This window comes from Parasphingomonas zepuensis, from assembly GCF_036663735.1.
GTDB lineage: Bacteria > Pseudomonadota > Alphaproteobacteria > Sphingomonadales > Sphingomonadaceae > Sphingomonas.
Genome location: NZ_JAXOJO010000001.1, coordinates 251703 through 269963, shown reverse-complemented (window position 1 = coordinate 269963; position 18261 = coordinate 251703). Strand labels below are relative to the sequence as shown.

24 protein-coding genes are annotated in these 18261 nt (G+C 66.6%); 11 read left to right on the top strand and 13 right to left on the bottom strand.

Annotation, left to right across the window (positions count from 1 at the left end):
* Positions 1-3: 3 nt before the first annotated feature.
* Positions 4-1887, bottom strand: coding sequence for a beta-propeller domain-containing protein (locus U1769_RS01335; protein WP_332711028.1), 1884 nt, complete (start codon positions 1885-1887; stop codon positions 4-6).
* 131 nt (positions 1888-2018) lie between these two features.
* Here U1769_RS01335 and U1769_RS01330 point away from each other — a divergent pair, with 131 nt between their 5' ends.
* Positions 2019-2894, top strand: a complete 876-nt coding sequence (locus U1769_RS01330) for a diacylglycerol/lipid kinase family protein (protein ID WP_332711026.1) — start codon at positions 2019-2021, stop codon at positions 2892-2894.
* Between the two features lie 38 nt (positions 2895-2932).
* Here the strand turns inward: U1769_RS01330 and U1769_RS01325 are convergent, their stop codons facing one another.
* Genes U1769_RS01325 through U1769_RS01315 form a run of 3 tightly spaced genes read right to left on the bottom strand, consistent with a single transcriptional unit; the run spans position 2933 to position 4570 of the window.
* Positions 2933-3430 carry a hypothetical protein gene (locus U1769_RS01325; RefSeq protein WP_332711025.1) on the bottom strand — a complete coding sequence of 166 codons (498 nt, stop codon included), beginning with the start codon at positions 3428-3430 and terminating at the stop codon, positions 2933-2935.
* On the bottom strand, positions 3427-3915 hold the full coding sequence (locus U1769_RS01320) for a hypothetical protein (RefSeq protein WP_332711023.1): 489 nt from the start codon (positions 3913-3915) through the stop codon (positions 3427-3429). Before U1769_RS01320 ends, U1769_RS01325 begins: the two co-directional genes overlap by 4 nt.
* On the bottom strand, positions 3860-4570 hold the full coding sequence (locus U1769_RS01315; protein WP_332711021.1) for a phage replication initiator YdaU family protein: 711 nt from the start codon (positions 4568-4570) through the stop codon (positions 3860-3862). The genes U1769_RS01320 and U1769_RS01315 overlap by 56 nt, the downstream gene beginning before the upstream one ends.
* 307 nt (positions 4571-4877) lie before the next feature.
* Between U1769_RS01315 and U1769_RS01310 the strand changes: the two genes are divergently transcribed.
* From U1769_RS01310 to U1769_RS01295, 4 genes are all read left to right on the top strand, one after another.
* Entirely contained in the window at positions 4878-6608 is a 1731-nt protein-coding gene (locus U1769_RS01310) for a lysozyme family protein (protein ID WP_332711019.1), read from the top strand.
* A 101-nt stretch (positions 6609-6709) separates the two neighbouring features.
* Complete coding sequence (locus U1769_RS01305) at positions 6710-7288, top strand: hypothetical protein (protein ID WP_332711017.1); 579 nt, start codon at positions 6710-6712, stop codon at positions 7286-7288.
* 52 nt (positions 7289-7340) lie between these two features.
* Positions 7341-7952: a hypothetical protein gene (locus U1769_RS01300; RefSeq protein ID WP_332711015.1), complete on the top strand. Its 612-nt coding sequence runs from the start codon at positions 7341-7343 to the stop codon at positions 7950-7952.
* A 252-nt stretch (positions 7953-8204) separates the two neighbouring features.
* Entirely contained in the window at positions 8205-8465 is a 261-nt protein-coding gene (locus U1769_RS01295; RefSeq protein ID WP_332711013.1) for a hypothetical protein, read from the top strand.
* 417 nt (positions 8466-8882) lie between these two features.
* Here U1769_RS01295 and U1769_RS01290 read toward each other — a convergent pair whose 3' ends face one another.
* The 3 genes from U1769_RS01290 to U1769_RS01280 all read right to left on the bottom strand — a co-directional run bounded on the left by U1769_RS01290 (position 8883) and on the right by U1769_RS01280 (position 10112).
* A complete protein-coding gene (locus U1769_RS01290) occupies positions 8883-9125 on the bottom strand; it encodes a protein NO VEIN domain-containing protein (protein WP_332713574.1) in 243 nt (80 codons plus the stop codon).
* Positions 9080-9724 (bottom strand): hypothetical protein, encoded by a 645-nt coding sequence (locus U1769_RS01285; protein ID WP_332711011.1) that lies wholly within the window; start codon positions 9722-9724, stop codon positions 9080-9082. The genes U1769_RS01290 and U1769_RS01285 overlap by 46 nt, the downstream gene beginning before the upstream one ends.
* A 79-nt stretch (positions 9725-9803) precedes the next feature.
* Positions 9804-10112, bottom strand: a complete 309-nt coding sequence (locus U1769_RS01280; protein ID WP_332711009.1) for a hypothetical protein — start codon at positions 10110-10112, stop codon at positions 9804-9806.
* 222 nt (positions 10113-10334) lie between these two features.
* On the opposite strand from U1769_RS01280, the gene U1769_RS01275 reads away from it, so the two are divergent.
* Positions 10335-10724 (top strand): VOC family protein, encoded by a 390-nt coding sequence (locus tag U1769_RS01275; RefSeq protein WP_332711008.1) that lies wholly within the window; start codon positions 10335-10337, stop codon positions 10722-10724.
* Between the two features lie 18 nt (positions 10725-10742).
* Here U1769_RS01275 and eutC read toward each other — a convergent pair whose 3' ends face one another.
* Together eutC and U1769_RS01265 are read right to left on the bottom strand one after the other, a co-directional pair.
* Positions 10743-11519, bottom strand: coding sequence for an ethanolamine ammonia-lyase subunit EutC (eutC, locus tag U1769_RS01270; protein ID WP_332711006.1), 777 nt, complete (start codon positions 11517-11519; stop codon positions 10743-10745).
* Positions 11512-12906, bottom strand: a complete 1395-nt coding sequence (locus U1769_RS01265; RefSeq protein ID WP_332711004.1) for an ethanolamine ammonia-lyase subunit EutB — start codon at positions 12904-12906, stop codon at positions 11512-11514. Before U1769_RS01265 ends, eutC begins: the two co-directional genes overlap by 8 nt.
* Before the next feature lie 150 nt (positions 12907-13056).
* On the opposite strand from U1769_RS01265, the gene U1769_RS01260 reads away from it, so the two are divergent.
* Positions 13057-13383: a hypothetical protein gene (locus tag U1769_RS01260; protein ID WP_332711002.1), complete on the top strand. Its 327-nt coding sequence runs from the start codon at positions 13057-13059 to the stop codon at positions 13381-13383.
* A 104-nt stretch (positions 13384-13487) separates the two neighbouring features.
* Here U1769_RS01260 and U1769_RS01255 read toward each other — a convergent pair whose 3' ends face one another.
* On the bottom strand, positions 13488-13952 hold the full coding sequence (locus U1769_RS01255) for an NUDIX hydrolase (protein WP_332711000.1): 465 nt from the start codon (positions 13950-13952) through the stop codon (positions 13488-13490).
* Positions 13953-14186: 234 nt separating this feature from the next.
* Here U1769_RS01255 and U1769_RS01250 point away from each other — a divergent pair, with 234 nt between their 5' ends.
* The 3 genes from U1769_RS01250 (at position 14187) to U1769_RS01240 (ending at position 16497) form a co-directional block, all read left to right on the top strand.
* A complete protein-coding gene (locus tag U1769_RS01250) occupies positions 14187-14645 on the top strand; it encodes a GNAT family N-acetyltransferase (protein ID WP_332710999.1) in 459 nt (152 codons plus the stop codon).
* Between the two features lie 217 nt (positions 14646-14862).
* On the top strand, positions 14863-16155 hold the full coding sequence (locus tag U1769_RS01245) for a chymotrypsin family serine protease (RefSeq protein WP_332710997.1): 1293 nt from the start codon (positions 14863-14865) through the stop codon (positions 16153-16155).
* A gap of 219 nt (positions 16156-16374) precedes the next feature.
* Positions 16375-16497 carry a hypothetical protein gene (locus tag U1769_RS01240; protein ID WP_332710995.1) on the top strand — a complete coding sequence of 41 codons (123 nt, stop codon included), beginning with the start codon at positions 16375-16377 and terminating at the stop codon, positions 16495-16497.
* A gap of 6 nt (positions 16498-16503) precedes the next feature.
* Here U1769_RS01240 and U1769_RS01235 read toward each other — a convergent pair whose 3' ends face one another.
* From U1769_RS01235 to U1769_RS01225, 3 genes are all read right to left on the bottom strand, one after another.
* On the bottom strand, positions 16504-16716 hold the full coding sequence (locus tag U1769_RS01235) for a hypothetical protein (protein ID WP_332710993.1): 213 nt from the start codon (positions 16714-16716) through the stop codon (positions 16504-16506).
* Between the two features lie 3 nt (positions 16717-16719).
* Entirely contained in the window at positions 16720-17007 is a 288-nt protein-coding gene (locus tag U1769_RS01230; RefSeq protein WP_332710991.1) for a hypothetical protein, read from the bottom strand.
* A gap of 116 nt (positions 17008-17123) precedes the next feature.
* On the bottom strand, positions 17124-17312 hold the full coding sequence (locus tag U1769_RS01225; protein ID WP_332710989.1) for a hypothetical protein: 189 nt from the start codon (positions 17310-17312) through the stop codon (positions 17124-17126).
* Between the two features lie 594 nt (positions 17313-17906).
* On the opposite strand from U1769_RS01225, the gene U1769_RS01220 reads away from it, so the two are divergent.
* Positions 17907-18254, top strand: coding sequence for a PadR family transcriptional regulator (locus tag U1769_RS01220; protein WP_332710987.1), 348 nt, complete (start codon positions 17907-17909; stop codon positions 18252-18254).
* Positions 18255-18261: the final 7 nt, after the last annotated feature.

Here is an 18261-nt window from a genome sequence, read left to right as displayed (position 1 = left end):
CGCTCAGCGCCGCGCCGGCGGCCGCGCGAAATCCACCCGGCCGATTTCGGCCACGCCATCGCCCCGCCGCGCGCCTTCGACCAGCTCATAGCCGATCAGCGCAAAGATGCGGCCGCCGGTGAAGATCGGGCGCATCGCGCCGTACCAGTCGACGCAGGATGCCGTGCACCCATCGTCGCGCGCGCCGCCCGCCGCGCTGCCGGCCAGTTCGCCCGCCGCGGACAGCCGCCGCGCGTTGCGCCGGAGATAGAGCATCGCCGCCATGTCCTTGCCGCCGGCACTGCGCCCCACGGGCAGGCCGAGCATCCCGTCGGCCCCGTCCGGCGAGCGCGGGTCGGGCGCGAAGAAGAAGGCCTGGCTGCGCGATTCCGCCTGGCTCGCCTTGGGCAGCACGAAGCGGTCGCCGAGCTTCGGTGCCGCGCCGGGCGTCAGGTCGATCGTGGCGAAGCCGAGCCCGCCATCCTTGGTGCCGCCGATCACGATGCCGTCGCGCCCGAGAAGGTCGATCCGGTCGACCGACTGGCCGAGCGGCAGCGCCGCGATCGGCCCCCCGGCAACCGGCACGACATGAACGAGCTGCTGCTTCTTCTCGTCCGAGGACTGGCCGTACAGCAGCGCATCATCGATGAAGCGGTTGTGGAAACCCCAATAGCCGCGGTTCGGAAAGGGCAGCGAGCGATAGGCGGAGAGCGGCAGCTCGGCCGATCCCGTGCCGATCTGGTCGAGCGGAATCCGCGCCAGCGCGACATCGCCGTCCGACACGAGCGGCGACCACATCGCATCGCCGCCGCCATCGGCCCGCACCACCACGTTGAGCCGCCCGGCGCGTTCCTGGAAGGAGAATTGGTCGACCGGGCTGCCGCGCACGCCGATCGCGCTCGGCGCGGCCTTGCCCAGCGGCAGCCGGTAGAGGAAACCGCGCGCGCCGCGCCGCCGCGCGCGCTGCGACCAGGCATCGGAGATCCACAGATACATGGCGGTGGGCGAGACGTAGAAGCTGCGCGATTCCGCCCCGAGCACGCCGACCGCGCGGCATTGCAGCTCGGCCGTCGCCAGATTGCAGCTGGTCAGCGTGTGCAGCGTGTCGATCGTCGCCGCCCCGCCGGCCTGCAGCGTGGGCGGAATATAGACCTGGTCCGCGCGCACGATCCGCCGGAACGGCGCATCCTTTCGCCCGCTCCAGCGCCGCATGCCGGGCAGCGCGGCGAGCGGATCGCCGGCCCGCCCGATCGCGAGCGGGGTGTAGAAGATCAGCGTGTCGCCGATCAGCCGCGCGGCATAGTTGCTCGCCGAATAATAATCGCTCGAGCGCAGCTGATAGGCATCCTCGAAGCGCAGATGCCCGGCATCGTCGATGCGGAAGCGGTTGATCTCCGTCCCGCCGCGCGCATAGCTATAGCCGATCACGATCACGCGGTTGCCGGAGAGCAGCATCTCGTCATACCAGTCGCCCTGGCCGGTCACGCCCGGCGGAAAGGCGTCGATCCGGTCGACCGGCGCCATCCTGCCGCCGGCGATCGAAATGGTGAACAGCCGCCCGCGCCGCAGCACGATCAGGATGTCGCCGCGCTGCTTGACGATCCCGCCCTCGTCGACGCCGGCTTCCTGGGTGTTGGTGATGTCGACCGCTTTCGCCCCGGTGACGACGATAGCCTCTGCGCTCGGTGCGGGGGGTGGCGCGGCCATCGGCTCGGCATTGGCCATCGGCGCGGCGCTGGCCCGCACGCGCTGCAGGAACGCGCGCAACGCGGCGTCCGACGCGAACGGCTTCAGGCTCCTGGCCGGCGGCGCGCGGCGCGCGGGCGCTGCCTCGGCCGCGGCGGCGGGCAGCAGCATCGCCATCGCGGCGAGGATCGCGCCCGGCCAGAACCCCTTGCGCACGCCCATCGACCTCTCCCGTTTTGACGCGGCCGGTCTGCGCAGCATTTCAGGCCGGGGCAAGGCCAAAGCGCGCGCTGGCCCCGAAAGCCGCGGCGGAACGTTCACCCCGCCAGATGACCCCGAAAGGCCCAGCCCGCATGTCCGAAATCCGTAGCGCGGCGATGGTCGTCAATGCTCAGTCGCGCAAGGGCCAGGCGCTGTTCGAACAGGCGCGCGGGCATTGCGACACGCTGCCCTTTCCGGTCGATTGCCACGCGGTGGAGGATCCGGCGAAGCTCGATGAAGTGGTGAAGCGCGCGCTGGCGCAGCGCCCCGATCTGATGATCCTCGGCGGCGGCGACGGCACGATCAGCGGGCTGGTCGATCATCTCGTCGGCACGCAGACGGCGCTGGGGGTGCTGCCGCTCGGCACCGCGAACAGCTTCGCGCGCACGCTCGGCATCCCGGTCGACGTCGCGGGCGCCTTCGCCGTGATCGCTGGCGGCGTGCGGCGGCGGATCGATCTCGGCATGATCGACGACGATTATTTCGCGAACGGCGCTGCGATCGGCATCGCCCCGCGCATCGCCCAGTCGGTTCCGCATGCGCTGAAGAAATATCTCGGCCGCGCCGGCTATCTCGGCTGGGCGGCGTGGGAGTTCCTGCACTTCAAGCCCTTCACCCTGATCGTCGGCGAAGGCGCCGATGCGAAACGGCTCGCCGTGGTCGAGGTGCGCATCTCCAACGGGCCCTATCATGGCGGCACCGAAGTCAACGAGCAGGCCGAGGTCGATAACGGCATGATCGTCGTCCAGGCGGTGACCGGCCATGCGCGGAGCCGGCTGCTCAAGAACTGGGCGGCAAGCGTGCTGCGCCTCGATGCCCGCCACGAAACGGTCGAGCATTTCGCCGGCACCGAACTCCGCATCGCGACCGAGCCGCCGATGGCGATCTCGATCGACGGCGAGCTGCTGGCCAGGACACCCGTCACCGCCCGCGTCGCGGCGGGGGTGATCGAGGTGCTGGTGCCGTGAGCGGGCGTAAGGTAGCGATCTGAATCGAGCGCGCCACCTCACCCCAGCGCCGCCACCCGTGCCGCGAAGGCTTCCTCGCGCGATTGCCAGCCGGCCCAGACCAGTTCGGCGATGAAATCGTCCAGCGCCATGCCCTCGCGCCGGGCGGCCTTGATGATCTCCATCGCGATGTCCGGCCGGCGGCTCTTCAGGGCCGGCAGCGCGGCCGATGGCAGGCGGCCGGGCCGCTTGCGCGTGCGCCAGTGCGGCGTCTTGTTGGTCACCGGCGCGGTTGCCTTGCCCGTCGCCAGGATGGTGATGCGGCGGGTGCGCTGATAGCGCTGGACGCGGATCAGCCCCTTGCGCTCGAGCCGCTGGACGAGATGCACCGTGGTGCTGATCGATTCACAGCCGCAGCATTCCTGCAGTTCGTCGCCGGTCGGGGCAGTGCGCCCGGCCTCGGCCGCGGCGGCGATGCAGGCGAGCACGGCGCGCTCCCATGGGGACAGGTCGGGCTCCGGCGTCATGACGCCATGTGCGATCGGGGCCATCTTCATGCTGCCTCCCGCCATTTGCAGAGTGCCGGGAGCTGCGCGCGCTGCGCCGCGGTGATCGGCTTGCCGGCGGGTCGCCAGCCGCGGTCGTGCGTCGCGATCAGGGTGCGGATGCGCGACAGCTCCCAGCGGCGCACCGCCAGCCCGGCGCAGCGCTCGCGCAGCTCGGCGACGGTGGGGAAGAAACGGCATTCGCGCAGCGCCCGGGCGCAGGCCGCGCCCAGTATGTCGGCGGGCATGTCGGCCAGGCCCTCGGCATAAAGCTCCAGCCGGGCGCCGGCCTCCAGGTCGCTGGCCTTGCCGGCGGGAAAGCCGAGCGCGAGTTTGCCGATCATGCGGCGGATCTCGCGCGGGGCGGCCGGGGCCAGCGCTGCCTCGGCCATAGCCGCGATCCCGGCCAGCGCGGCGCGCTCGGCGGGCGTGCAGACATGGCTAAAAGCCGCTGCCTCCGCCACCAGCGTCGCGAGCTTCGGATCGCAGCACGGCACGGACGAGAGGGTTGTGCGGCTCGCCGGCGGGGCCGGGTTCGGCACGGCGGGCGGATGCGGATCGGGCTGCGGGGCGGTTTCCATGGCGGGCTCCTTGCTGGTGGAGGGAGTGGTCGTCGCGAGGGTCGAAGATCTGCGCCCAGCCTTTCTCGGCGGCATGGGCGAGCAGCCGGCCGGGCGGCCAGACGTCGTCGGCCTGAGCGGCGAGATCGCGGATCAGCTTGCGATACGCGGCGTCCGTCATCGCCAGCCGCTTGGCCCGGCGATTGGCCAGCAGGTCGCGCCAGTCGTTCGGATCGCAGCCGGCGGGGCAGGGGAAGCGCCTCGTGCCCTCGCGGGGGGATTCCTCCCCGGGGGCACGGGGGTTGGGATTAATTTTTGGGGTCTGGGGGCTTTTATCAAGGGAAGGGGGGCTGGCGCCGGTCACGCTCGCTGCGGCGTCATGTGACGCGTTACCGGCGTCACCCTCGAACAAATCCCCCGTCCCCTCGCCGTGCAGCCGGTCGCGATAGCGCCGCTGCCGCCGGGCATTGCCGGCGCGCTGCGCTTCCCGCCGCGCATCGGCGCGCGCGGCATCGGCCTTGACCGCGGCGACGATCACCTCGGCCGACGCGCCCGCCGCGAGCATCGCATCCAGGACGGCGGGATCGATCATGCGCGCTCCCGCTCTGGCGAGGCGTCCCGCGCGGCGGCCGGGCCAGCGTCGCAGGACGCCGCGAACGGGCACCCCGCCATCTGGCAACTCCGCGTCTCGGGATGCCATTCCGATATGCCGCAGGGGCCGCACGCGGGATTCGCCGCCGCGGCAAGGGTTTCAGGATCCGACAGGCTGGTTCGCTGTGGCACGACTCGCTCCTCTTTGTTCCTATTATGTTCTCATAGGAATTTTCCTACATTGCAAGCGAGAGTTGATTCAACCTTGCCGCGCGCCGGGCTAGCGCCCTTCCGGACAGGAGGTGCCGATGGCCATGAATATCCCGCCAATCGAAGACGCTGACGCTTCAGGATCCCCCGTTCCGCCCGGCCAGCCCACACCCGCACTCGTCCCGCCGGACAGCGCGATAGAGCCGCCCAAGGCCGCGCCCGATCCCGCCCGCCTGCCGCCGGATGTGACGCCCGCGCCGGCGGAAGACGAGCCGATCGAGGAGGTGCTGTGGCGCTTCGTCGAGGAGAATGGCTGGCTCGCCAAGCCGCGCCCGCCGCTCCCCCCGCGGCCGCCCGAGCCGAAATCGATCCACCAGATGACGCCGGAGGAGGTGCATGAATCTCTTCCGGTGCACCTGCGCCGGCAGCGGCCCGACGGGACCTATGTGGTGATGGGGGTGATCTCGCACATGCAGCGGGACCTGGAAGACCTCACCCAGGGCAAGCGCGCCGCGACCTATCCGGAGGTGGACGAATATCTCGGCTATGCGCTGCTCGCCGAGGGACTGGCGCCGCGCGAGCTTTCGGCCCCGGATGCCGTGAAGTGGTGGCGTGCGGGTGGTTCGGAGGTGCTCAGCGAGCGGCCGGATAGCGACGTCCCGACGGGAGGAGAGCCAAGTGGGCTCAGGGTTCAGACCGACGATGCGCCGGTCGAAATCGGAGATGCGCGGGGCTTTGGCGGCGGCCCGCCAGCGCCCCAGTTCCAGCCGGCAGTCGCGATGCGATTATCTCCCCAGTTCGGCGATTCCGAGGGACTTGTCACTGACGGCGATGCGCGACGGCCCGGTGATCGCGCAGCAGCGCCCGCCTCGCTCACGCAAATATCCTCGCCCGGCCGGGTTGGTGGGAAGCCGCTCGGGACCGTGAACGGTGCCGTTGCACGCGGGCTCGCCGAGCCGCGCCCCGCCACCGTCCAAACGCCAAATCCGGATAGCGCCAAGAAAGAAAAAGAGCGCGCGCCCGCGCCGCTGGGCACCAATTTATCGACGTACGACACGGGTTTCGGCGGGCAGGGACGCGGGATCGACGGAGACTATCGTACGACCGCTGAGGAGCGGGCATGGCTGGCAGAGGTTAGACCAGCTGCTGTACAGGTAAAACCGTATCCCGACGGCATTCCAGGAAATGAAAAAGCAACGGTCTGGGCGCGACGCAAGATCAGACGAGAGGTAGGATATTACTACACATTACCAGAGGTGAAGGCCCTTCTCGACGTATTCGCCCATACCGAGGGAACTGAAATAGATGGGTATTACCGAACGCACTATCCCGACAAACAAAGGCTTCCCGATCTCAAGCGCTTCTACGGCACCGTTCCTATTGGCAGATATCAAATCACGGCCGACAATTGGAAGAATCTTGGGGAAGGATGGTGGTCGCGAAAGGAGTTTTCCGAAATATCTCAGGATATGGTCGCAATCACGTTGATGAAGCAAAAAGGCGTCATAAAGGAATTGCTCAAGGGGAATCTGAGCGGCTCCTTCAGCAAGGCAGCAGAAATATTCGCCTCGATTCCGTTGAGCTCGGAACAAGATTATAGCGGATTCATCGGTTCAAAATTCAGAAAGGAATATAACCCGGCGACGCACGGCAAGCGTCAGGGGACCCCCGTCCCGTTCAACGATCTGCTCTCTCTGTTTGTGGAACGTTTGAACGCGCGCAGGAAAGAATTCAAAGAGGCTGAACAGGCATGGAAAACCAAAAAGGAACTTCCCAAAGCCTTCATATCGCCCTTGCAATGGCGCGCTTTTGGTCTCGACGGATTCTAGGCTGCGGTGGCCTCATGCCAATTGACACGACGAGAACAAAAGGAGATCATAAGGCCCTGTTCGGTGTCGCAGAACCATGCGCGGCAGAAAGGATGACGGAAATGAAACCGGCCGCTCTCATTCGCCGCGCGATCTTGTCGGCCATATGCCCTGCACTGTTGCTCCCGGCGAGCAACGCGTCTGCCGCCAAACGCCCTGCGGCAACAGCCGGTATCGATAAGTCGGCGAGGGCGATCCGCGCCGACCTGTCCAGAATGTTTCCCAGAACAAAATATCCAAGTGAAGATTCGGATTCTTTTAGTATAACAGCTGACACGCCGTCCTCAAAGATTGACTCCATAGAGGCAAGACCTGAAGTCTACCGGATAGATAACGGCGTTAAAATGGTCCGATTAGAGCCCAGCCCGATATTTGGTAAGTTCCTTCGGTACATGTTCCCACGCTGGAGGAAGGCGGATGTGTGGCTGGCGCACAGCTTCGAAATCACGCGCCATACAATGTGCCCAAAGATCGCCCATATCGGGAATGCGTGGGTTGTCCTGCGAGGGGAATTTATTGAAGTCCTGGGATATGTGCGTGCGGAATTGATCGTTACGCGGCTCGCACCGGACCAGGATTTCTGGAAGGAAGCCAGGGAAATACAATGCGACGGACCGCCCGTGATCGACGAAATCCGGTGACGCGAAGGTTCGGCATTCGGGTGGGCGGTCCACGTGGATAGCGGAGGCAGCATTGACCGTAGCCGGTTCAACTCGTTTCACGTCGACCATTGCCGTACTGGTGGTCTTGCTGGCCGTCGTGAGCGTGCTGCCGATCGTCTTGTTCGCGCCGGAACCCGCCCCGCTCCCCCGCATCCAGAAAACCGCTGTGGAAGTCGAGGCATATCTCGACCGGATGTTCCCTTGCCCGCCCCGGGCGGCCACGCGAACCGCTAAAGAGTATGAAGCCCGCGCTGGCTGTACGGGTTACTTTTTTGTCGAACCCAGGGGGCAATCGGCGCCGCTCGAAAGCATCGATGCCAGTATCCCCGTGGGAAAATTCGAAAATGATATCCGACGGAAGCTGGTGATCTCACCGAACTACGGCAAGGTCGCTCGCTATATGTTTCCCGAATGGTCGCGGGCCGAGGCATGGGTAAATGACGGTATCGCGCATGTCTATGGGTGTCCGAAAATAGCCCATGCGAACGGCTTGTGGATCATGATACGGCAACAGGTCAGCAATTTTGGACCCTATCAATATGTACGGTTCCTCATAACCACGGATGGTTCCGAAATTGCGTCGTGGCGGAGCTCGGATGAAGTATGGTGTGACGGCCCTGTCCCGGTCTACGAGATACCATGACGATCCCGTCTGTTCCGCGCATTCTATCCTGGCACGCCGAAGCTATTACGGTTGGGAGACGTTGCTTTCCTTTGTCCTTGCTGTCCTTGGTTCAGCGCCAGCGATCCTTGATGTCGAGCGAAAGGGACGAGGGTCGCAAATGCATTTACGGTTGAGCATGGGCCGATGTCGGCACGTCAGTGTTCGCATTGGTGTCAGGATGTCGACAGGCGGGGTGCGCCACGAAGGGTGCCCACGGCAAGGAGGGCGGCAATGAAGATCGCGCGTTTATGTTTCGTCATGATATGTGCGATACTGCTCGGCGGCGCAGCCGATCCGAACGCGAGAACGGTTATTGTTTTGGCCAAGCCCGTAAAAGTCCTTAAGATTGTAGGATATCCTGGCGATGAAGATGAAATTCATACCGGCGTTATATTCCTAGTTAAAATGAAGACTATATCAGTTGTACGAGGCACGTTTCCAAAGCGGACTTTTACCGTCGAGATATGTCGCACATGGCAGAATATATTTTAAACGAAAAAGAATATATCGCGGTTTTCGATTCAGTGGACGGAAAATATAAGTCTTTGGGCACCGCAATTAATGACGTTCAGCGAGCCTGCTTTGATGAGGAATTGTTGAAAAAACCGATATCCCCCCGGAGGCGCTGGTCCATATCGTCCAACCGCCATATCCGGAAACCAGATGCTACCTGTTACCCTGAATTGATCGTACTGCCGAGGAGTCGATCATTCACGCCGCCGACGCAGCCCTTCGCCGTACGCGCCGTAAGCCGAAGGCGCCATTCGCTTGGGTGGACGGAAAGCCAGGCTTGCATGCGGCGGACCCAATGCGCGTGATTATCTTCACCGCTGGGCGACAATCCGCGACGCCGCTATACGAGAAATGCCCTCTCAATAATTCGGATACGTCCATGGGCTCGGGCGCACGCTATGCGAAACTTGCCTGAAAGCTGGTCGGGGTCAGCGTCACATGGGCATCGAGCGGTGGCCGTAGTTCGAACGCGCGAGGCTCCCGCGCGAAATTCCACAGGCGAACGAGATGCCATTCCTCGCGCCTCGCGTCCGCCATCGCCAGCTCGTTTCGGCTGATATGGAAGGGTGTTCGCTCCCAGCCATTGGTCGTCTTTACCTCGATGAGCCGCGTCCGCCCATCGGGCTGGAAGCTTGCGATGTCATAGCCCGCGCCGTCGCCGATATCGTCGCTAACCCATTGACGCGACGCGCAAGATCCTGCCTGCCGGCACCGGCCAGCGCAGCGCGTTCATGGGCGAGCACCCGCTCCTCGCCCGCACGCCCCAGCGCACGATTGCGATCGTCGCGCCCGGCAACGTCGAACTTCCGCGCGATTCCCATCATCTGTTCCAGCTCTGTCGGGGGCGGGGCGTTGCTTTGGGTTGGGGGCGGGCCGATCCAGAGGATGCTGTCTTCGCGCAGTGCCGGCATTCCGCCGGGCTTCGCAACGCGGGCGAGCGGATCGAGCCATTCGGGGTGCGCAGCGATCCAGCGTGCCACCGCGTCCTCAAGTGACGTCTGAAAATTGAACCTTGGCTTGTAGCCGGGGATTTGGACTTCCCCGAAACCCTGCAGGACGGCGCTGATATTGTGATGCTTGAATTCGACTGACCCGCGCCCGCGTCCAAGCCGCGCTTGCATCATCCGGTTATGCTCAGCCTTGTTGTAGGAGCGCCCGGCGAGATCATCGGCCAGCATGGCAAAATAGTCCGCGACGATCGCGTCGTTCTGCGCGTCGGTCCAGTCGGTTTCAGCCATCCGCTACAGCGTAAGAGGCTGGCGCGACATTGTCACTGGCCGTTACATCCGTCCGGCTAGGTGACGAGCTTTCGCCCCCTCACGCCTTCGATCCGTCCCTCGTCTTGGGCTCCGGGCAGACATAATCCGCCAGCCGGTTCACGTCGCCACCGCTGCGCAGATAGGCGAACCCGCCGGGGCACGCCTTGCCGGCGATGAGGCCGTTTTCCTTGAGGCGGCGCCCGAACTCGGCCATCGCTCGTTCGGCTGCGGGGCATACCGTCCTGATCGGGTGGGTGCCGCCGGTTCCGCCCATGATCTCGTGGCAATCCTGGCCGGCAGGGCTTGGCCGCGGCGCCTCGGGCGCGGTTTGCGCGAGCAATGCCAGGAGGATGAAGGCAGCCGACATCGCGCCTGGATAGCAGAAATGCGCTCGGACTGCCATCGGACTAGCGCGGCGCTGATCCCTCCCTGCATGCCGTCAGCGCTGCGCAAGTCCCGACGCCGCGGCGCGCCCACTATGGCCTTGCGTGCGCCGGTCGAGATGCCCAGTAGCTACCGATCGCCGGGGAACATGCCGCCTCTTTGCCGGCGCGGCACTTCTGTCGGCCATCCGCAAAAGGAACAAGGCATGCTCAATCACGTCATGGTCGGCTCCAACGACATCGAACGGTCCAGGCGCTTCTACGATGCCGTGCTCGGCGTGCTGGGCGCGGGCGAACCGGTCCGCAACGAAGCCGCCACCGGCCATGTCCGCTTGTTCTACCGCCACGCCGGCAGCACCTTCTGCGTCAGCGAGCCAATCGACGATGCGGCCGCGACCCCCGGTAACGGCAGCACCGTCGCCTTCAAATGCGACTCGCTCGATCAGGTGCGGGAGTTTCACGACGTGGCCGTTGCCCATGGCGGCACCTCGATCGAGGAAGCGCCCGGTCCGCGCGACAGCATCGTCGGGGTGGTCAACCTGTCCTATGTGCGCGATCCGGACGGCAACAAGCTCTGCGCCATTCACCGCGCCTAACACCGGGGCGGAACCGGCTCAGGGCGCGGCGATCCTCTCCGGCCCGTCCCCCAGCTCCCGCGCATCCTTCAGCGCGACGCCGGTCAGCCGCCGCGCCCGCGCCTCGGTCATCAGCCAGACGATCGCATCGGCCGCGGCGGCATAGCCAAGGCCGTGCGGCGGGCGGATGTTGGAGACGCAGTTGCGCTCGCTGTCCTGTCGGCCCGGGCGCGGCGCCCAGGTGAGATAGGCGCCTAGGCTGTCGGGCGCACTGAGGCCCGGGCGCTCCCCGATCAGCATCACCGCGAGATCGACGCCTAGCGCCGCGCCGATCGCATCGCCCAGCGCGACCCGGGCGTGCCGCGCGAGCACCACCGGCGCGATCCGCCAGCCCGGCAGCCGCTCGAACAGGGCGAGCAGCAGCGGCGCGGCATGCGCATGCACGGCGGTCGCCGAGAGGCCGTCACCGACGATCAGCGCCACCGTGTCGCCCGCCGGCGTCAGCCGCGCGGCATCGCCCTCCGCCAGGCACCGGCCGAGATCGGGGCGCTGGAGATACGTCGCCGGATCGCCCGCCCGGCTCGCTACCTCGATCACGGCGCGGCCGCCGATCGCGGTGCTGAAGCCGTCGCTCTCCAGCCGCGCCGCCACCGCATCGCGCGCGCGGGCATGGGCAAGCTGGAAGTCGAGCAGCGCCGCGGTCGGCAGCGCCTGCCCGGCCCGGCCCAGCCCGATCCGCGCCTGGGTCAGGCTGCGCAGATGGGCGAGGGGGTGGCCGGGAGCGACCTCCCGCCCGGGATCGGGCGGCTCAGCCATTGGCCAGTGCCCGGATCGCGTGATGCCGCAGCATCGCCCGGTCCCCCGCCGCGATCCGCCCGTCGCCATCGATCAGCCCGACCGATCCGAGCCACACCTCGAATTCCGGCGCCGGCCGCAGCCCGAGCGTGTCGCGCAGATAGAGCGCGTCATGGAAGCTGGTCGACTGATAGTTGAGCATGATGTCGTCGGCGCCCGGCACGCCCATCACGAACGTCACGCCGGCGACGCCGAGCATGGTCAGGATCGTATCCATGTCGTCCTGATCGGCCTCGGCATGGTTGGTGTAGCAGATGTCGAGCCCCATCGGCAGGCCGAGCAGCTTGCCGCAGCAATGATCCTCCAGCGCGGCGCGCAGGATCTGTTTGCCGTCATAGAGATATTCCGGCCCGATGAAGCCGACCACTGAATTGACCAGCAACGGGCGAAACGCGCGCGCGACGGCATAGGCGCGGCATTCCAGCGTCTGCTGGTCCACGCCGTGATGCGCCCCGGCCGACAGCGCCGATCCCTGGCCGGTTTCGAAATACATCGCATGATCGCCGACCGTGCCGCGGCCGAGCGAGCGGGTCGCCGCCTCCGCTTCGGCGAGCAGCGCGAGATCGATGCCGAAACCGCGATTGGCGGCTTGCGTCCCCGCGATCGACTGGAAGCAGAGATCGACCGGCGCGCCGCGCGCGATCAGCGCCAGCGTGTTGGTGACATGGGTGAGCACGCAGCTCTGCGTCGGGATGGCATAGGCCAGGCGGATCTCGTCGAGCAGCGCCAGCAGCGTGCCGGCCTGGGCGATATTATCGCCGGCCGGGTTGATCCCGATCACCGCGTCACCCGATCCGAGTAGCAGCCCGTCGAGGATCGCGGCGGCGATGCCGGCCGGGTCGTCGGTCGGATGGTTGGGCTGCAGCCGGGTGGAGAGGCGGCCCGGCAGGCCGATGGTGGTGCGGAAAGCGGTGACGACCCCGATCTTGCGCGCGACGGCGACCAGATCCTGGTTGCGCATCAGCTTCGACGTGGCGGCGACCATCTCCGGCGTCAGGCCCGGCGCCAGCGCCGCGATCGCCGCGCCGTCGGTCTCGTTCAGCAACAGCCATTCGCGAAACGCCCCCACCGTCAGGTGCGCGACCGGCGCAAAGGCGGCGGCATCGTGGCGGTCGACGATCAGCCGAGTGATCTCGTCCTGCTCATAAGGGATCACCGCTTCGTCGAGGAAGGTGCGAAGCGGCAGGTCGGCGAGCACGTAACGCGCCGCGACGCGCTGCTCCGCGCCCGTCGCGGCAAGGCCGGCGAGCACGTCGCCCGAACGCAGCGGGCTCGCCGCGGCCAGCACGTGGCGCAGGCTCTCGAAACGGTGGCGCGTTCCGGCGCAGTCGATGCGATAGTCGGGCAAGGGCGACTCCCTATCGGGGACGCGCAAGACTGGCCGATCGCGCGGCCTGGGGCAATCGCGCTGCCCCGTGCATATCATATGACGGATCGGTGACGCGCTTCGCCGATCCCGCCTTGATCCCGCAGCCGACCCGCGTCTAAGGCCGGGGCAATGTCCGATACTTACGCGCTTCGCATGCTCGCCCTGTCCATGGCCCATATCCGTCAGCGCATGCGCGACGATCTCGGGATCGCGGCGATGATCGAGCGCGGCGATCTCTCGGTGAAGATGAAGGGCGGGCTGTTCGGCCGCGATACCAGCGGCGATTTCGGCATGGATCTGCGCAGCCGCATCCTGGAGGCGCAGGAATTCCTGGAACGCGCGACCTTCGCCGTCACCGACGAAGCGCTGGTCGAGGCCTATGAGCATACCGGCGGGGCCGGCGCCGACGCCGACATGCTGTGGCGCGAGATCCGGCATCGCGGCCTGGTCGAATAAGGCCTGGAGCAGGCTGCGTTAAATCCGACGCGCTTCGCCTGCTCCAGATATTTGTTGTCGCATCGTTTTTGCTAAAAACCGGTTCCCACTTTTCGCACGATGCTCTAGCCGCCGACCAGCTCCTCCAGCCGGTCGAGCAATGGCCGCTGGCTCTCCAGCATCCGGGATCGCGCGACGCCGATCGTGAACCATTCGGCGCGGTCGACTTCGGGAATGGTGATGGTCCGTCCGCTGCGCGGCGGCCATTCCATCTCGGTCAGCGCGCTGACGATGCCGGCCGCATCGAGATCGCCGGCCAGCGCATAGGCCTCGACCCATTTGCCGCCCGACTGGCGGATGCGCCCGAGCGGCACGAGCTCGCCCTCGGCGTCGCTGCCCAGTTCCTCGCGGAACTCGCGCCGCGCCGCTTCGGGCGGGTCCTCGCCGGGCTCGACATTGCCCTTGGGGATTTGCCACGCGCCCGCGTCGCGCGCCGACCAGAAGGGTCCGCCCGGATGGATGAGGAACACCTCCAGCTCGTCACGCCTGCGATAGAGCAGGATCCCGGCACTCAGGCGAAAGGGCGGCATAGGCAAAATCCGCTTTCGATCCACGGCCGCTCGAAGCAGCCACAATGGCTATATCGGGTGCGGCGGTGCCGGGGCAAGGTGGCGGGATGGAGGCGCGTGCCGCCGCTCTCCCGCAATGACCCATAGGCAGTGAAGCGTCGGGCGTCGCTCGGTTATTTCGGCGCGCCGCTGTCACGGCAATTCGCGGTGGCGCCGGGCGCGTGCGGCGGTCATGCTGCGGGGGTGGAGGCGCGAATGGAAGAAACGAACGGGATGCGGCGGGCCGGGCCCGGCGATGCAGCGGCGGTGCGCGATCTGACGCGCGCTGCCTATGCCAGATGGGTGCCGATCGTCGGACGAGAGCCGCGGCCGATGGGCGCCGATTACGACCGCGCCGTGTGCGAACACCGCATCGATCTGCTCGATCGCGCCGGCGCGCTGGTCGCGCTCATCGAGACGGTGGTGGAGCCCGATTGCCTGCTGATCCTAAATGTCGCGGTGGCGCCGGATGCGCAGGGCAGGGGCCTTGGCCGCAAACTGCTGGCGCATGCCGAGAGCGTTGCGGTCGAAGCGGGGCTCGGCCGCATCAGGCTCTACACCAACAAGCTGATGGCGACGAACCTGCGCCTCTATGCCGAGCTTGGTTACGGCATCGACGGCGAAGAGGCATTCCCCGGCGCAGTCGCGATCCATATGAGCAAGGCGCTGGGTTAAGTCGACAACAGAAGCCTTCCTTCTTCCGTTCCCCGGCGCAGGCCGGGGTCGAGTTGGGGGACGATCATGGCGACGCGTTGTGCGCAGTTACGACAACCTTTCCAACTGGGCCCCGGCCTCCGTCGGGGAACCGCTCCGAACGAATCTCGACAGCTATAACTCCCGCTACTCCGGCTGTTCATCGGCCGTGCATTGGGGCAAGGTCAGGATCATGCGCATGCGTCACGCTGCCCTTCGCGTCGCCGTCGCCGCTTTCCTGGCCACATTCTCCGTCACCGCCACCGCCCAGGTCCCGACCACACCCCCGGCGCAAGTCGTGCCGCCGGCCTCGCCGGTACAGACGCCGGCCGAGGCGCTGGCGCAGGACGCCGCCGATTATGCCCGGCAGAACGGCGTGCCCCTCGACGAAGCGATCTTCCGCCTGCGCGCGCAGCAGGAATCGGTCCCCGCGACCGACCGGCTCCAATTGCTCTACAAGGATCGCCTGGCCGGCATCGCGATCGAGCATCACCCTGAATATCGCATCGTCGTGCTGCTCACCGGCACGCAGCCGGTCGCCGACGAGGCGGTGTTCGCCGGCGGGCGGCAGGTGCCGATCACTTTCCGCACTGGCGCGCCGGCCACGCGCGACCGGATCGTCGCCGCGATCGAGCAGCACCAGGCGGAAATCCGCGCCGCGCTGCCGCGACCGCCCGGCATGGGCGCCGATCCGCGCACCGGCGACCTGGTCGTGACGGTCAACAACGCCGATGCCGGCGGCATCGATCAGCCCGCGCTGACCGCGAAGCTGACCGATCTTGCCGGCGTACCGGTACGGCTTCGTATCCTCGGGCGCGATGTCGATACCGGCGCGATGGACGTCGGCGGCGGATCGCGCGTTGTCGGCATCAACCCGCTCGACGGCCGGCGCTATGCCTGCACCACTGGCTTCGTCGTGACGGACGGCGCGCGCACGGGCGTCGTGACCTCGGCGCATTGCCCGGACACACTCTCCTATGTCGATCGCGCGCGCCACGAAACGCCGCTCGCGTTCATCGGCCAATGGGGCTGGGGCTTTCAGGACGTGCAGGTCCATGTCAGCGACGAAACGCTGCGGCCGCTGTTCTATGCCGACACCGCCAAGAGGGAGGCGCGGCCAGTGACGACCTGGCGCAACCGCACCAGCACGCGCGCGGGCGACTTTGTGTGTCACCGCGGCGAGACGACGGGCTATAGCTGCGCGCAGGTGGATATGGTCGATTTCGCGCCGGCCGGCGATCTGTGCGGTGGGGCGTGCCTGCCGACCTGGGTCGCCGTCAACGGCCCGGTGTGCCAGGGCGGCGACAGCGGCGCCCCGGTGTTCAGCGGGACGGTTGCGTTCGGCATCGTGAAGGGCGCGAGCTACCGCGCCGACAAATCCTGTATTCTCTATTATTACATGTCGACCGATTATCTGCCGCCCGGCTGGTCGCTGCTGCACGGGCTGGGCAGCGCGCCGCAAATCGGGGTGCAGGAAATCGGGAAGCCCTGAAATTGAACGCCCCGCCAGCAGGGGGGGCGCTGGCGGGGCAATTCTATACACGAAGCGGCACGAGGGGGGACAGGAGCCGCTTCGAGATAGAAAACCAATCGGGCGCGCGACGGTTCCATCGATTTCAGTATTTTTTTACAATTCCCGCGGGGGCGATCCCCCATGGACGGAACCGGTATCGGACGATGACGTTTGCCGCATTGTCGATGGGAGACGGCGATGGCGCAGAACGACGAGAATGGTTCGCATGCGGTGGAACAACGCGGCATGAGCCGCGGCACGATCGCGGTCGTCCTGCTCGCGCTGCTGGTGATCGTGGCTGCCCTGGTATGGCGCAGCTGATGCGCCTCAGCGGCGGCGGCGTGGGGCCTTGGTCTTGGGCTGCTCCACGGACAGCTCGAGCATGAGCGTCACGAGCCGGGCGTCGAGCTCCTCGTCTGCCGGGTCATAGGTGGAGCGCAGCGCCGCGCCGACCAGCGCCACCTTGTCCCCGTCCGGCGGAGTGGCTTCGACAGGCTCGGCGGGGGCGCGGCCGCGCCAGGAGGCGAAACGGCGCAACATCGGTCAGCGCGGCGTCGGAATGGGGGGATAGGACAGGCTCTCCGGCGTGCCGGTGCTCGCCGCCCAGCTTTCGTGGCCGGTATCGGTCGTCCAGGCCCAGCCTGGCGCAGCGTCGGCGCTCTCGCGCTGCTGCGTGTAGAATGGCCCGCGCTGCCGCGCGTAGAATGGATTGAGGCCCGCCGTCGTATAGGCGCTCGCCACCATCCCGGTCGCAATGCTGAGGCTGAGGCAGCCTGCGACGATCGCTATTCTCGGGGGTCTGCCACGTCCGTCCGCGCCACGCCTGTCCACGCTTGTCTCCCGGTTCCGTGCTGCCAACGGTCTGGAATGGCTGGCGTTCCGTCCGATCGGATGGCCCGTCGCGGGCGCGGGGTGAACGGCCGTCGGCACAGCGGCGGCACGCGGCGTCAGGCCGCGTCGGCCTGCGGTTCCTCGTCGGGATCGTTGGCGCGTTCGAGATAGGATTCCGCCATCAGATAATGCGCTCTCACCACCGCCGGGTGTTCGGCGCGCTGGGCCAGTTCGAGTTCCTGTTCAGCCCGCTGGATATACCAGGATTCCGCTTCCTCCGGCTGTGCCGGCACCGTCTCGCGCATTTCTCGTCCTTCGTCGCGGCTGAAGCCGCCTGAATCCCGGGCCCATCTGAGATTGCCCGTCTCGCTCGGTGAGACGTTCGGCCGGGCGCTGGGTTCCGCCCACAATCGACGAAATGCGGCGGATCGCGACGGACCGATCGGCGCCTGCTGAAGATCCCGATTCCGCAACGGATGGCCGCGTCATGTGGGGGCGGGCGGGGGACGTTTCGAAAAAGGATGCCCGGATCCCTGAGGATCCGGGCACCGAGGTTTGCGCATCCTGCGCTGATATCCATCGAGGGAAATCGGCTGAACATCAACGCAGGATAAGGTTGCCCTCTCGCGCATTCCGAGCCGGGCGAATCTGCCCGGAAATCATTGCAATCAAGCACCGCTGACGCGGCTCGCGGCCGCCCCTGCCCGCAGATTCGGGCGCTTGCTAACGATTTCCCGTTGCAGGCGCCATAGCCATTGTTTCGTGACCGGTCCGACGTTGCGGCAACCGCGCGACGCACTGCCCACAGGATGATTCCCCGAACGGAGGTTTCGGCCCCCTGAAGATCCATATTGACGGCCTCGCACAGTATGTGTCATACACTGTGCGACAAACAGTGTATGACAGGCAGCATGCAGATGGCGATCGATCCCGAACTCTTCGAATCCATGCGGCTCGAGCTCCGGCGCGGCTCGCTGGTCCTCGCCGTGCTCGCCCGGCTTACCGAGGAGCGATACGGCTACACCCTGCGCCAGGCGCTCGCCGCCGACGGGCTCGAGATGGAGGAGAGCACCCTTTATCCGCTGCTCCGCCGGCTCGAGACGCAGGGCCTGCTCAACAGCGAATGGCGCGAGGAGGAGAAGCGCAAGAAGCGCTTCTACCGCCTCTCCCCGATGGGCGTGGCGATGCTCGCCGCGCTCACCGCCGAATGGCGCGGCATCAACGCCTCGCTCGACAAGATCCTGTGAACCCAAA